At 68.1% G+C, this 12,302-nt stretch carries 11 protein-coding genes; 6 read left to right on the forward strand and 5 right to left on the reverse strand.

Features of this window, described 5'->3' with window-relative positions:
- Position 1: 1 nt before the first annotated feature.
- Positions 2-817: a DUF3097 domain-containing protein gene (locus tag CHC08_RS23165; RefSeq protein ID WP_089209450.1), complete on the forward strand. Its 816-nt coding sequence runs from the start codon at positions 2-4 to the stop codon at positions 815-817.
- A 24-nt stretch (positions 818-841) separates the two neighbouring features.
- A complete protein-coding gene (locus CHC08_RS52480) occupies positions 842-1,594 on the forward strand; it encodes a DUF4870 domain-containing protein (RefSeq protein WP_089209451.1) in 753 nt (250 codons plus the stop codon).
- A 135-nt stretch (positions 1,595-1,729) separates the two neighbouring features.
- Here CHC08_RS52480 and hemW read toward each other — a convergent pair whose 3' ends face one another.
- Positions 1,730-2,941, reverse strand: a complete 1,212-nt coding sequence (hemW, locus tag CHC08_RS23175) for a radical SAM family heme chaperone HemW (RefSeq protein ID WP_089209452.1) — start codon at positions 2,939-2,941, stop codon at positions 1,730-1,732.
- A gap of 423 nt (positions 2,942-3,364) precedes the next feature.
- The gene (locus CHC08_RS23180; protein WP_089209453.1) at positions 3,365-4,003 is read right to left on the reverse strand and encodes a hypothetical protein; all 639 of its coding nucleotides are present in this window, start codon (positions 4,001-4,003) and stop codon (positions 3,365-3,367) included.
- A 1,050-nt stretch (positions 4,004-5,053) separates the two neighbouring features.
- Between CHC08_RS23180 and CHC08_RS23185 the strand changes: the two genes are divergently transcribed.
- Positions 5,054-6,328 carry a glycoside hydrolase family 18 protein gene (locus tag CHC08_RS23185; protein WP_245878487.1) on the forward strand — a complete coding sequence of 425 codons (1,275 nt, stop codon included), beginning with the start codon at positions 5,054-5,056 and terminating at the stop codon, positions 6,326-6,328.
- A 293-nt stretch (positions 6,329-6,621) separates the two neighbouring features.
- Here the strand turns inward: CHC08_RS23185 and lepA are convergent, their stop codons facing one another.
- Positions 6,622-8,460, reverse strand: a complete 1,839-nt coding sequence (gene lepA / locus CHC08_RS23190; RefSeq protein WP_089209454.1) for a translation elongation factor 4 — start codon at positions 8,458-8,460, stop codon at positions 6,622-6,624.
- 122 nt (positions 8,461-8,582) lie between these two features.
- Between lepA and CHC08_RS23195 the strand changes: the two genes are divergently transcribed.
- Entirely contained in the window at positions 8,583-9,536 is a 954-nt protein-coding gene (locus tag CHC08_RS23195; RefSeq protein WP_245878497.1) for a glycoside hydrolase family 18 protein, read from the forward strand.
- A 147-nt stretch (positions 9,537-9,683) separates the two neighbouring features.
- Positions 9,684-9,956 (forward strand): 30S ribosomal protein S20, encoded by a 273-nt coding sequence (gene rpsT, locus CHC08_RS23200; protein WP_089209456.1) that lies wholly within the window; start codon positions 9,684-9,686, stop codon positions 9,954-9,956.
- 170 nt (positions 9,957-10,126) lie between these two features.
- Here the strand turns inward: rpsT and CHC08_RS23205 are convergent, their stop codons facing one another.
- Both CHC08_RS23205 and holA read right to left on the reverse strand, forming a co-directional pair.
- Positions 10,127-10,747, reverse strand: a complete 621-nt coding sequence (locus tag CHC08_RS23205) for a GNAT family N-acetyltransferase (protein ID WP_218825432.1) — start codon at positions 10,745-10,747, stop codon at positions 10,127-10,129.
- Between the two features lie 146 nt (positions 10,748-10,893).
- Entirely contained in the window at positions 10,894-11,865 is a 972-nt protein-coding gene (gene holA, locus CHC08_RS23210; protein WP_245878488.1) for a DNA polymerase III subunit delta, read from the reverse strand.
- 109 nt (positions 11,866-11,974) lie between these two features.
- Between holA and CHC08_RS49690 the strand changes: the two genes are divergently transcribed.
- Positions 11,975-12,130 carry a hypothetical protein gene (locus tag CHC08_RS49690; RefSeq protein ID WP_179282165.1) on the forward strand — a complete coding sequence of 52 codons (156 nt, stop codon included), beginning with the start codon at positions 11,975-11,977 and terminating at the stop codon, positions 12,128-12,130.
- The last annotated feature ends 172 nt before the right edge of the window (positions 12,131-12,302 follow it).

The following is a 12,302-nucleotide window of genomic DNA, read 5'->3' on the forward strand; positions in this document are numbered from 1 at the left end:
GATGTACGAACGTGACGTGCTGGCGGGAAACTGGCGACGTCCTTTGAAGGGGAAGATCCCTCAGGTCCCCGCGGAGCTCGACCTGGTCGTGGAAGACGCCGACGGCGGTTTCTGCGGTGCCGTGGTGGCCTGCGACAAGGAGGCCGTCACCTTGGAGGACCGGTTCGGGCGCCGGCGGTTGTTCCCGCTGGAGCCGGCCGCGTTCCTCCTGGAGGGCAAGGTGGTGACGCTCGTCCGTCCCGCCGCCGCGCCCCAGAGCCCGAGGCGGAGCGCCTCGGGCTCCATCGCGGTGGAGGGTCTGCGGGCGCAGGTCGCCAAAGAGAGCCGGATCTACGTGGAGGGCATCCACGACGCCGCTCTCGTGGAGAAGGTCTGGGGCCACGACCTGCGGGTCGAAGGCGTGGTCGTGGAGTATCTCGAAGGCGTCGACCACCTGCCCTCGATCGTCGAGGAGTTCGGCCCCGGCCCCGACCGGCGCCTGGGTGTGCTCGTCGACCACCTGGTCCCCGGCTCGAAGGAGAGCAGGATCGCCGCCCAGGTCTCCTCGCCGCACGTGTTGATCGTCGGGCATCCGTTCGTGGACGTCTGGCAGGCGGTCAGGCCGTCGGCGCTGAAAATCTCCTCCTGGCCGTCGGTACCGCGCGGCGTACCCTGGAAGGAAGGCGTCATCGCCGCCCTGGGCTGGAAACTGGAGCCCGGCGACGCGTGGCGCCGCATTCTCGGATCGGTCACGACATATGCCGATCTGGAGCCGGAGCTCCTCGGCCCGGTCGAGGAATTGATCGACTTTGTGACGGTTCCCGGCGAGGATGGCTAGTCCCTAAACCCACCAGGAGGGGCCATGAGCGAGAACCCCGAGGATCCACCGCGCGAGTCCGCAGGCGAGGACCGGACGCGGCGCATCGACCAGCCTTCCCCGCCCGGCCAGAGCCACCCGCAGCCCGACCCGGGCCAGAGCCACACCCGGCAGGACCAGGGCTACCCCCGGTTCAGCCCGCCCCCCGGCCAGAGCTACCCCCAGCCCGGCCAGGACCAGGGTTACACCCAGCAGAGCCAGAATTACAACCAGCAGGGCCAGAGCTACCCGCCGCCCGGTCAGGGCCGGCCGCCCTCAGGCCAGGGATACGGCTACCCGCCTCCCTCGGTCCCTCCGTACGACGTGAGCGGCCAGGGCTACCAGAGCGGCTACCAGGGCGGCCACCAGGCCGGCTATCCCCAGCCCGGCGCATACGGCTACGGGTATCAGGCGCCTCCGGGGACGTACGGCCCGCGGCCCGGCAGCGACGACACCACCCTGGCCATGCTCGCCCACCTGCTGGGTCTTCTGACCTGGTTCGTCGGCCCACTGGTGGTGTATCTCGCCAAGAAGGACGAGTCTCCCTACGTACGGGACCAGGCCGCCGAGGCCCTCAACTTCCAGCTCACCCTGGTGATCGCCTACATCGTCTCCTGGATTCTGGCGTTCGTGCTGATCGGGTTCCTCCTGATGTTCGTGGTCTGGGTCGGATCGATCATCTTTATGATCATCGCTGCCATCGCGGCCAATCGGGGCGAGAACTACCGCTATCCGATGAACATCCGTTTCATCAGCTGACGAAACGCGGTGTTCTGGGCCCAGGACGCGTCTTGCGAGGCGCCGGTCACCCGGCCGGCGCCTCTCGCATGCCCCCGTCCGGCCCTCACCGTGCCCCTGACGCGCCGGTCGCCGCGCTCAGGTTCCCCCCGGCGCTCAGGTGAGATCGCGGACCAGCGCGTCGGCCAGCAGGCGCCCGCGCAGCGTGAGCACCGCTCGGCCCTTCTTGAACGGCTCCACCTCCAGCAGGCCGTCGGCCAGCGCCCGTGCCACCACCGGCGGCCGTTCGAGCTCCTTGAGCGGGAAGCCCTGGACGAGCCTGAGCTCCAGCATCAACCGCTCCACCGTCCTGTCCTCGGGGGTGAGCACCTCGCGCGCATGCGCGGGCGAGGTGCCGGCGGCCAGGCGCTGGGCGTAGGCCGCGGGGTGCTTGACGTTCCACCACCGGGTGCCGCCGACATGGCTGTGCGCGCCGGGGCCGACCCCCCACCAGTCGCCGCCGGTCCAGTAGAGCAGGTTGTGCCGGCAGCGCCCGGCCTCGGAGGTCGCCCAGTTGGACACCTCGTACCATTCGAACCCGGCCTCGGCCAGCATGGCGTCCGCGATGAGATAGCGGTCGGCGGCCACGTCGTCGTCGGGCATCGGCAGTTCGCCCCGGCGGATCCTGGCGGCCAGCTTGGTGCCGTCCTCCACGATCAGCGAGTAGGCCGACACGTGATCGGGCCCGGCCTCGATCGCCGCGGCCAGCGAGGCACGCCAGTCGTCGTCGCTCTCCCCCGGCGTGCTGTAGATCAGGTCCAGGTTGACGTGGTCGAATCCCGCCTCCCTCGCCTCCCGTACGGCATGCGCCGGGCGGCCCGGCGTGTGCCGGCGGTCCAGCACCTGGAGCACGTGCTCACGGGCGCTCTGCATGCCGAAACTCATCCTGTTGAACCCGCCGGCGCGCAGCTCCGCCAGATAGGCGGGGTCCACGGACTCGGGATTGGCCTCGGTGGTGACCTCCACACCGGCGGCGAGCCCGAACTCCTCCTCGATCGCCCCCAGAATCCGGACCAGATCACCGGCCGCGAGCAGGGTCGGGGTGCCACCGCCGAAGAACACGGTCTCGACCGGGAGGTCCACGTCGCCGAGGTTGGCCCGCGCCCGCCGTACCTCGTCGATGGCGGTGTCGGCGTAGTCCTTGTGCGAGGCGCCGGGACCGAGCTCGGACGCCGTGTAGGTGTTGAAATCGCAGTAACCGCAGCGGGTCACGCAGAAGGGCACGTGGACGTAGAAACCGAAGGGCCGTCCGCCGAGCCCCTGGAGCGCACTGTCGGGAAGCCTGCCTGAGGCCGGTACGGGATCGCCGTCGGGAAGTGTGGATGGCACGGTGCAAGTCTGCCGCCTCCCGTGCCGTGCCCGGTACGGGCCACCGCCGCACCTGATACGACCTACCGGGCCGCGCGTGGGTACGACCACCGCCATGCCTGGTACGACCGCTGGGCTGGGCCCGGTACGACCACCGCCCTGCCTGGTAGGACCACCGCCATGCCTGGTACGACCGCTGGGCTATGCCAGGTACGACCACCGCCGCACCTGACACGACCTACCGGGCCGCGCCCGATACGGCCGTAGCCCGGGCTCCGGCCGCCCTCGCGGGACCGTGAGGGCGGCTCTGCACCGCCGGAGCCGCCTGTTCGCCCAGTCGCCTGACGGAACGGCTCCGGGGCGTGCGGCTGAGACCGTACACACCCCGGAGTTCCGGCGTCCCATGCGTCTCGGGCCCCATGCGTCTCGGGCGTCTCGGGTGTCTCAGATTTCGTGTTCGGCCCGCTTGGGCAGGTTGTAGCGCTGGGCGAGAGGGTTCCACAGCTCCAGGAAACTCCGCTTGGCGGCAGTCGCCTTGCCGGAGAAGGCAAGACCACGCTGGTAGTCCTTGTCACCGCTCCATGCCTTGTCACAATCGGCGTCCTGGCGAGTCGCCCAGGTGAGAAACGCCTCGTCGGCGTTGAACGAGGCGGTCAGAGCCTCCGTCAGGCGGTTCTTGACCGTGTCTCCGCCGTCTCCGTCGTCGAACGCGCCGGTGTCCAGCGCCTTGACCTGAACCACCTGCTCGCGGCGGGCGTCGGTGACCCGGCGAACCGTCTCGAGGGCCGGGGCCGTGTCGGTGCACGAACGGAGCTGGTTGAGGGCGGGGCCGAGACCCGATCTGGAGCCTCTGCTGTCGGTAAGCAGAGCGTCCAGCACCTTGGCCTGCTGCTCAGCCTGCTTCTCGCTCTCGGGGGAGGCGCCCTTCGAGGGGTCTTCGGCCTCCTGGGACGATCCGGCCTCGGACTCCTGCCCCGAAGTCGCCGCCGTCTCGACGCCCGTCACCAAGTTCGGGCCGTCGTCCCGCGCGACGAACCACGCGATCCCAGCGGCGATCATCACCATCAGGACCGACGTGACCACGAGCCACGTCCTGCGCCCCTTTTCCGGCCGTTCGCCTCTCTCCCACTCCGGCTGGGGCGGCGGAGCCCAGTTGCCCGGCTGCGGCTCCTGCCAGGCGGGCTGCGGTGGTGCCTGCTCCCACGTCTGCTGTGTGGGCTGCCGCGTGGGCTGCTGCCAGTCGGAGGGACCGTGCTGCGGAGGTTGCCGGTCGGCGGCGTCGTGCGATGGAAGCTGATGCCCCGCGGGAGATTCGGGCCGCAGGGCCTGCGAGTGCTGCTGCCAGTCAGAGGGATTCTGCTGCCAGCCGGACAGCGAGGGCTGCTGCGAAACCGAGGGGTCCTGCCCCCAGGCGGACGGCGAAGGCTGCTGCGGAACAGGAGGGTCCTGCCCCCACCCGGACGGCGGGGACTGTGGAACAGGAGGGTCCTGCCCCCAGGCAGACGGCAGGGACTGCGGAGCCGAAGAATTCTGCTCCCATCCGGGCGGTGACGGCTGCGGAGCCGAGGAATCCTGGCCCCAGACAGGCGGCGAGGGCTGCGGAGCCGAGGGGTCCTGCCCCCAGCCGGACGGCGAGGGCTGCTGCGGAACGGAAGGATTCTGCCCCCACCCAGGCGGCGGGGACTGCGGAACCGGAGGGTCCTGCCCCCATGCGGGTGGCGGAGACTGCGGAACCACAGGACTCTGCCCCCAGGCGGACGGCGAGGGGTCCTGCGCCCAGGCGGTCGGTGGAGGTTGTTGTGGAACGGAAGAATCCTGCTCCCAGGATGGCCGAGGCGGCGGCTGCTGCCGGTCGGCGGAATCGGGCTCCGTGGACGGCGGTGGCTCGTGGGCCGGGGTCCCGCATCGGGGACATAGCGGCAGCCCGTCCAGCTGTGTGCCGCATCGGTTGCAGAAAGCCTGCTCCATATCTCACGAAGGTATCGAAGTAATGGGCCGACTACGCAGCAAATTCCTGCAGACCGTTGACGCGTAGATCGGCCAGGTCTACGATCCGGGAAAACTTAAAGGAAAGTTTCCTATAAGTTACTACTCCAAGCAGTGGAGAAGCCCGTGCAGAGACTCCTCCGACACATGATCGCGGCCACTCTCGCCGCAGGTCTCGCGGCGATGGCCGTACCGATCCCGGCCCAGGCCGAAACCCAGAATCAGGCTCAGAGCAGCCAGAACCACGATGACCGCTTCAAGCGGGTCGCCTACTTCATCCAGTGGGGCGTCTACGGCCGCAACTACAACGTCAAGGACATGGACGTCAACGGCGCGGCCGCCAAGTTGACCCATGTCAACTACGCTTTCGGGTTCGTCAACGGCGACGGCGACTGCTACTCGGCCGACGCCTGGGCGGACTGGCAGCGCCCCCTGTCCGCCGAGCAGAGCGTCGACGGCGTCGCCGACGCCGCGGGGCAGGCACTGAACGGCAACCTCAACCAGCTGAAGAAGCTCAAGGCCAAGCACCCCGGTCTCAAGGCCCTGATCTCCCTCGGCGGCTGGACCGGCTCGAAATACTTCTCCGACGCGGTGCTGACCCCCGAGGGGCGCGCCAGACTGGCCTCCTCCTGCGTGGACCTGTGGCTCAAGGGCAACCTGCCCGGCACCGCACCCGGTACCGGCGCGGGCGTCTTCGACGGCATCGACCTCGACTGGGAGTGGCCCGGCTCCTCCGGCGAGGTCGGCAACGTCATCCGGCCCGAGGACAAGCGGAACTTCACCCTGTTCGTCACCGAGCTGCGCCGCCAGATGAACGAGTTCAACCGGAAGACCGAGCTGACCGCCTTCCTGCCCGCCGCCACGGCGAAGATCGACGCGGGCTTCGAGGTTCGCGACGTCTTCAAGCAGCTCACCTTCGCCACCGTCCAGGGCTATGACCTGCACGGCCCGTGGGAGACCATCACCGGCCACAACGGCAACCTGTTCACCGACCGGCGCGACCCCAACCCGGTGAAGTACAGCGTGGACCAGACCGTCCGCGACTATCTGAACCGCGGCGCCCCGGCCAAGAAGATCGTGGTCGGCATCCCGGCCTACGGCCAGGGCTGGACCGGCGTCACCGGTGGCCGCAACGGCCTCTACGGCACCGCCACCGGTCCCGCGCCGGGTGTCTGGGCCGCCGGAACCAACGACTACAAGGACCTGGTGAACAAGCCCGGCAAGCGCTACCGCGACCTGCTGACCGGCACCGTGTCCATCTACGACGGCAACGAGTTCTGGTCCTACGACGACCCCGCCACCGTGCTCCAGAAGGCGGCCTACATCCGCCTGAAGGGTCTCGGCGGCTCCATGATGTGGTCCATCGACCAGGACGACACCAAGGCCTCGCTCACCTCGGCGCTCTACAGCATCCTGCGCTGACGCCTGGCCTCCCATAACCGGGCGGGGCCGCAGGTCCTGGGTCGACCTGCGGCCCCGCCCGCACGCTCTTGTCCTGTCAACCAGGGACCCGGTGCTCGACGGATCCCGCCGGGATCGGATCCCGTCCCCGCGCCACGGAGTGTCACGGGGACGGGATCTCCCTGTGACACGTGAGCCGAGACACCGACGCAGCGGGGCGGCACAGCGGGTTCGCTCCCGCCGTACCGCCCCTGCTTGCTTCTTGGGCCCGCGGACCTTCTCGAAGGTCCGGCCTTCTCGAAGGTGCCGGCCTCTTACTTCTTGGACTTGTCGACGGAGGACTCGGTGGACAGCGCGGCGACGAAGGCCTCCTGGGGGACCTCCACCCGGCCGACCATCTTCATCCGCTTCTTGCCCTCCTTCTGCTTCTCCAGCAGCTTGCGCTTCCGCGAGATGTCACCGCCGTAGCACTTGGCGAGGACGTCCTTGCGGATGGCGCGGATGTTCTCACGGGCGATGACGCGGGCGCCGATGGCAGCCTGGATCGGCACCTCGAACTGCTGCCTGGGGATCAGCTCGCGGAGCTTCTTGGCCATCTCGACGCCGTAGGCGTAGGACTTCTCGCGGTGGACGATGGCGCTGAAGGCGTCCACGGCCTCGCCCTGGAGCAGGATGTCGACCTTGACCAGGTCGGCCTCCAGCTCGCCCGTGGGCTCGTAGTCCAGCGAGGCGTAGCCGCGCGTGCGGGACTTGAGCTGGTCGAAGAAGTCAAAGATGATCTCGCCGAGCGGCATGGCGTAGCGGATCTCGACGCGGTCCTCCGACAGGTAGTCCATGCCCATCAGGGTGCCGCGGCGGTTCTGGCAGAGCTCCATGATCGTGCCGATGAACTCCGACGGGATCAGAACGGTGGTCCTCACCATCGGCTCGAAGACCTTGTCGACCTTGCCCGACGGGAACTCCGAGGGGTTGGTGACGATGATCTCCTTGCCGTCCTCCATGATCACTCGATAGATCACGTTGGGCGCGGTGGAGATGAGCGAGAGGTTGAACTCGCGCTCCAGCCTCTCACGGACGATCTCCATGTGAAGCAGGCCGAGGAAGCCGCAGCGGAAGCCGAACCCGAGGGCCGCCGAGGTCTCCGGCTCGTAGACCAGGGCGGCGTCGTTGAGCTGGAGCTTGTCCAGGGCCTCGCGGAGCTCGGGGTAGTCGTCACCGTCGATCGGGTAGAGGCCCGAGAACACCATGGGCTTGGGATGGTCGTAACCGGCGAGCGCCTCGTCGGCCGGCCTCGTGCCGGAGGTGACCGTGTCACCGACCCTCGACTGGCGGACGTCCTTCACGCCGGTGATCAGATAACCGACCTCGCCGACGCCCAGACCCTTGTCCGCGACCTTCGGCTCGGGTGAGATGACCCCGATCTCCAGGGTCTCGTGGTTCACGCCGCTGGACATCATCATGATGCGCTCGCGCTTGCCCAGGTGCCCGTCGATGACCCGGACGTAGGTGATCACACCGCGGTAGGTGTCGTAGACGGAGTCGAAGATCAGCGCGCGGGCGGGGGCGTCGGCGGCGCCGACCGGAGCCGGAACGTTCTTGACGACGTGGTCCAGAAGCTCCCTGACCCCGATGCCGGTCTTGCCGGAGACCTTCAGCACGTCCTCCGGCTCGCAACCCAGGAGATGGACGATCTCCGCCGCGTACTTCTCCGGCTGGGCGGCGGGCAGGTCGATCTTGTTGAGGACCGGGATGATCGTCATGTCGTTGTTCATGGCCAGGTAGAGGTTGGCCAGCGTCTGCGCCTCGATCCCCTGGGCCGCGTCGACCAGCAGGATCGCGCCCTCACATGCCTGGAGGGACCGGGACACCTCGTAGGTGAAGTCGACGTGCCCGGGGGTGTCGATCATGTTGAGCACGTAGTCGGTCTCGTCGACCTTCCACGGCAGCCGGACCGCCTGCGACTTGATGGTGATGCCGCGCTCGCGCTCGATGTCCATCCGATCGAGGTACTGGGCGCGCATGGAACGGTCGTCGACGACGCCGGTGATCTGCAGCATGCGGTCGGCGAGCGTGGACTTGCCGTGGTCGATATGCGCGATGATGCAGAAGTTGCGGATCACCGCGGGATCGGTCTGGCCAGGCTGAATGCGCACCGGTGTCCGTTTCGACGGGATTGATGACGATCGACGACTGGCATACCAGCCGTCTTCCATGGTGACATGTCCGGGTGATTGCCCGGACCAGAGCACGGCGCGGCCTGCGGTTTCTCGTGACGGTGGCGGCCTTGCTCCTTGCGTTGCCAGGGGTGGCCGTGGCCATCCTCTCCATCCAGTTTACCGGGACACCCGCTTCATGGGCGAAGACGACGGGCCACGATGCCCTGTGGCTCGGCCACGCATGGGTTGACGGCCGCAAGACCGCCGACGATGTGAAGAAGCTGGCTACGCGACTCCGAAAGACGGGGATTAGTGACGTATACGTACATTCGGGACCATTTAACTCCGATGGGTCGCTGCCTCCCGCCCTCTATCCCAACGCCGCGAACTTCCTGAAGTGGTGGCGCGCCGAACTGCCGAAGGTCCGGGTGTCACCCTGGCTCGGCCAGAAGGTCGACGGCACCCTGGACCTCGACGATCCGGCCACCAGGCAGCGGGTCCTGGACGGAGTGCGCACGATCATGGCGCTCGGCTTCGACGGCGTGCACTACAACTTCGAACCGATCGGCAGCGGCGACACCGAATTCCTTGACCTGCTGACCAAGACCCGCGCGATCATCGGCAACCACCTGCTCTCCACCTCGACCCCGCAGATCGAACCGTTCCCCCTCACCCGTCAGGTCCTCCGCGCCGTCGTCGGCCGCGACAAGTATTGGTCACCCGACTACTTCCGCCAGGTCGCGGCCCTCACCGACCAGGTGGCGATCATGACCTACGACACCTACCTCCCCTTCAAGGGGACCTACGGCGGTTACGTCGTACGGCAGGCCACGATGGCGCTGGAGCTCGTCTCCGACGAGAAGACCCTTCTGATCGGCGCTCCCGCCTACCACGACCAAGGTTTCTCATGGCTCGACGAGGCGGAGAGCGTCGAGGGCGCGGCCCGGGGAGCACGACTCGCGCTGACCTCCCACGGTGTGCCGCGCGAGCGGTTCGGGCTGGCGCTCTACGTCGACTTCGCCGCCACCGAGGAAGATTGGGAGGAGTACGACCGATTCTGGTCACACCCATGACGCCCACACGGTAAACTGATCAGGCATCCCTCTGCCCAGGTTGTCGATTTGAGCGACGACCTGTGCTGTTGGTAGCCTAATCAACTGCGTGTGGCGCGCCCTCTCTGCCCGCGCGCCCCATCCGACGACATTCACCGAGGCTTCTTCGTGGCGAACATCAAGTCCCAGATCAAGCGCAACCGGCAGAACGAGAAGGCCCGGCTGCGTAACAAGGCTGTCAAGTCGTCTCTCAAGACGGCTGTCCGTAAGTTCCGCGAGGCCGCCGAGCAGGGCAACGCCGACGAGGCCGTTGTGCTGATGCGCGTCGCCTCTCGCCAGCTGGACAAGGCTGCCAGCAAGGGCGTCATCCACAAAAACCAGGCTGCCAACCGCAAGTCGGCGATCGCCCAGCGCGTCGCCGAACTGTCGGCCGCCAAGTAACACCGAGTTCCCGCGGACGCCGCATTCCCACCAGGGGTGCGGCGTTTCGGCATTCCACGACGGCCGGCGAACCTCCTCGCAGAAGCCGGGGCCCGGTTCTCCATGCCGCGGAGACCCTTGAGCCGCTGTCCGTCATCCGGCGCTTCGGAACCGAAAGAACACGCGCGTGATCACTTGGCGGGCGTGGAGGCTCCGGCATCGGGATCGCGCAGGCCGACGCAGTCCAGGGCCCAGAAAATCTCGGAGTAAACGAGGGTGCCGGTCATCCACGGCTCATGGGCGGACAGCCGGGCGACCTGGAACCCGGGAGCCGGGATACGCAGCGACGGCGAGCGGAAGCCCACCGCGTCGGCACGCTCGAAGCCGCGCCTGCCGTAGTAGTGCGGTGAGCCTTCGAGGAAGAGCAACGGCGCTCCCCGCCGATCGGCCGCGGCCAGGGCGTGCTTGACAAGCCGGCTGCCGATACCCCTGCGCTGAAACTCCGGGAGCACACCCAGGGGCGAGAGAACAAGAACATCCACGATCCTGGACGGGGCGTCGAGCCGGCTCGCGCTCAGCAGGACGTGACCGACGACCTGGTCGCCGAGCGTGGCGACGAAGGACATCGGCGGCAAGGGCGCGTCCGCGGCGCGGAGCGCGTCCGCGAGGTCGGGAACCCGCGGACCTTCTCCGAAGGCACGCTCATGAAGCTCGCGCACGTCCTGATGGTCGTTCTCCGTCTCCCACCGGATCAGCGGCTCCGCGCCGCCGGGGTGGGTTCCTGAAGCGCCAGGCGCCTGGTCCGCTGTCATGGCTACGAGCGTAGGCGGCGCCGCTCACCCGCACCACGCATTTTCAGACCACACAACCCGCCGGCCGGCTCGTGCGCGTTCACCGTCGGGTTTCCGCTGCTTCCGGTGACCGTTGAACCCGGTTCGCCCGGTCTCAGATCCAGACCTCAACGACCGTTACGGTTGGCGACGACGGTCTGGATCATGTGTTCCAGCGCGTAGGACGGGTCGGCACCGCCGCCCTTGACCTGTTCGTCGGCGACGGCGGCGGCCTGGATCGCACGGGCGAGACCGTCGGGACCCCAGCCGTTCAGCTGCCGCTGGACCCGGTCGATCTTCCAGGGCGGCATGCCGAGGTGACTGGCGAGCTGACCGCCCCGCAGATTACGCGGGGCGTCGCCTACCTTCGCCAATGACCGCAACCCCCCGGCAAGCGCGCTCACCAGCAGGACAGGAGCCGTTCCCGTGCCCAGCGCCCAGCGCAGCTGCTCCAGAGCCTCGCTCAGACGGCCCTCCACGGCCGAGTCAGCCACGGTGAACCCGCTGACCTCGGCCCGGCCCCGGTGATAACGGGCCACCGCGGCCTCGTCGATCGTCTTACCCGGAGTGTCGAAGGCGAGCTGGCTGCAGGCGGCGGCGAGCTCTCGCAGATCATTTCCCACGGCATCGAGCAGCGCCGCGGCGGCGTCGCCGCCGATGGTCCGCCCGGCCCGCTTCACCTCGGCCTTGACGAACGCGAGCCGCTCGGCCGGTTTGGTCAGCTTGGTGACGGTGACCACCTGAGCGCCGGCCTTTTTCACCCCGTCGACCAGGGCCTTCCCCTTGACCCCTCCCGGGTGGACGAGAACCAGCACGGTCTCCTCCCCCGGGTGCGCGGCATAGGCGAGAACCTCGGCGATGACGTCCTTGACGAGGTCCTGGGCCGAGCGGATGGCCACCACCGACCTGTCGCCGAACAACGAAGGCGACGTCATCCGGGTGAGCTCTCCGCGCTCCAGCTTCGCACCGGGCAGGTCGTGCACCTCGGCGGTCGGGTCCGCCGCCTTGACCGCCGCGATCACCTCGCTCACCGCGCGGTCGGCGAGCAACTCCTCATCGCCGAGGATCAGGATCACGGGTGCTGGATCGATTGCCGCCATGTCGAGCAGCATGCCACGTGTCGGCGACCGGATCCCAACCGTCAAGTCGTTCGCAATCGGAATGCAGGCGAGGAGAGGCAGTCTTATAACCACACAGGAGGTGAGAACAATGACGAAGTCCACTACCTGCCGCCACGCCTGCCCGCGCTGCGGGACGACCCTCGACGAGGGCCCCATCATGTATCGCTGTACTCCGTGCAGCCGCTCGGTCTACGCCGCCGACGTGAACACCGAGTTCCGCCGCCCGGCCAAGACCTCGCGCTAGGTCCCATGCTCGCGCCCTGACCGTCTGCCGATCCTTTCTTGCAAAATCGGCGCGTCAGGCGAGCCTGTCCTTGAGGTCTGGGACAGTTACCACGCCCACGACTCCGCAATCCTTGGCCGCACAGCGACCGACCCCTGGCCGAGGCGCGGACAGCGAGGCGATGGCCTCAGGA

Origin of the sequence: Streptosporangium subroseum (assembly GCF_900188345.1) — a bacterium.
GTDB classification, from domain to species: Bacteria; Actinomycetota; Actinomycetes; order Streptosporangiales; family Streptosporangiaceae; genus Streptosporangium; species Streptosporangium subroseum.

Bases quoted from the DNA above. Each gene is read 5' to 3' on its own strand.
- CHC08_RS23165 (WP_089209450.1), top strand. From the start codon at position 2: ATGTACGAACGTGACGTGCTGGCGGGAAACTGGCGACGTCCTTTGAAG.
- CHC08_RS52480 (WP_089209451.1), top strand. From the start codon at position 842: ATGAGCGAGAACCCCGAGGATCCACCGCGCGAGTCCGCAGGCGAGGAC.
- CHC08_RS23185 (WP_245878487.1), top strand. From the start codon at position 5,054: ATGATCGCGGCCACTCTCGCCGCAGGTCTCGCGGCGATGGCCGTACCG.
- CHC08_RS23205 (WP_218825432.1), bottom strand. From the start codon at position 10,747: ATGACAGCGGACCAGGCGCCTGGCGCTTCAGGAACCCACCCCGGCGGC.
- holA (WP_245878488.1), bottom strand. From the start codon at position 11,865: ATGGCGGCAATCGATCCAGCACCCGTGATCCTGATCCTCGGCGATGAG.
- CHC08_RS49690 (WP_179282165.1), top strand. From the start codon at position 11,975: ATGACGAAGTCCACTACCTGCCGCCACGCCTGCCCGCGCTGCGGGACG.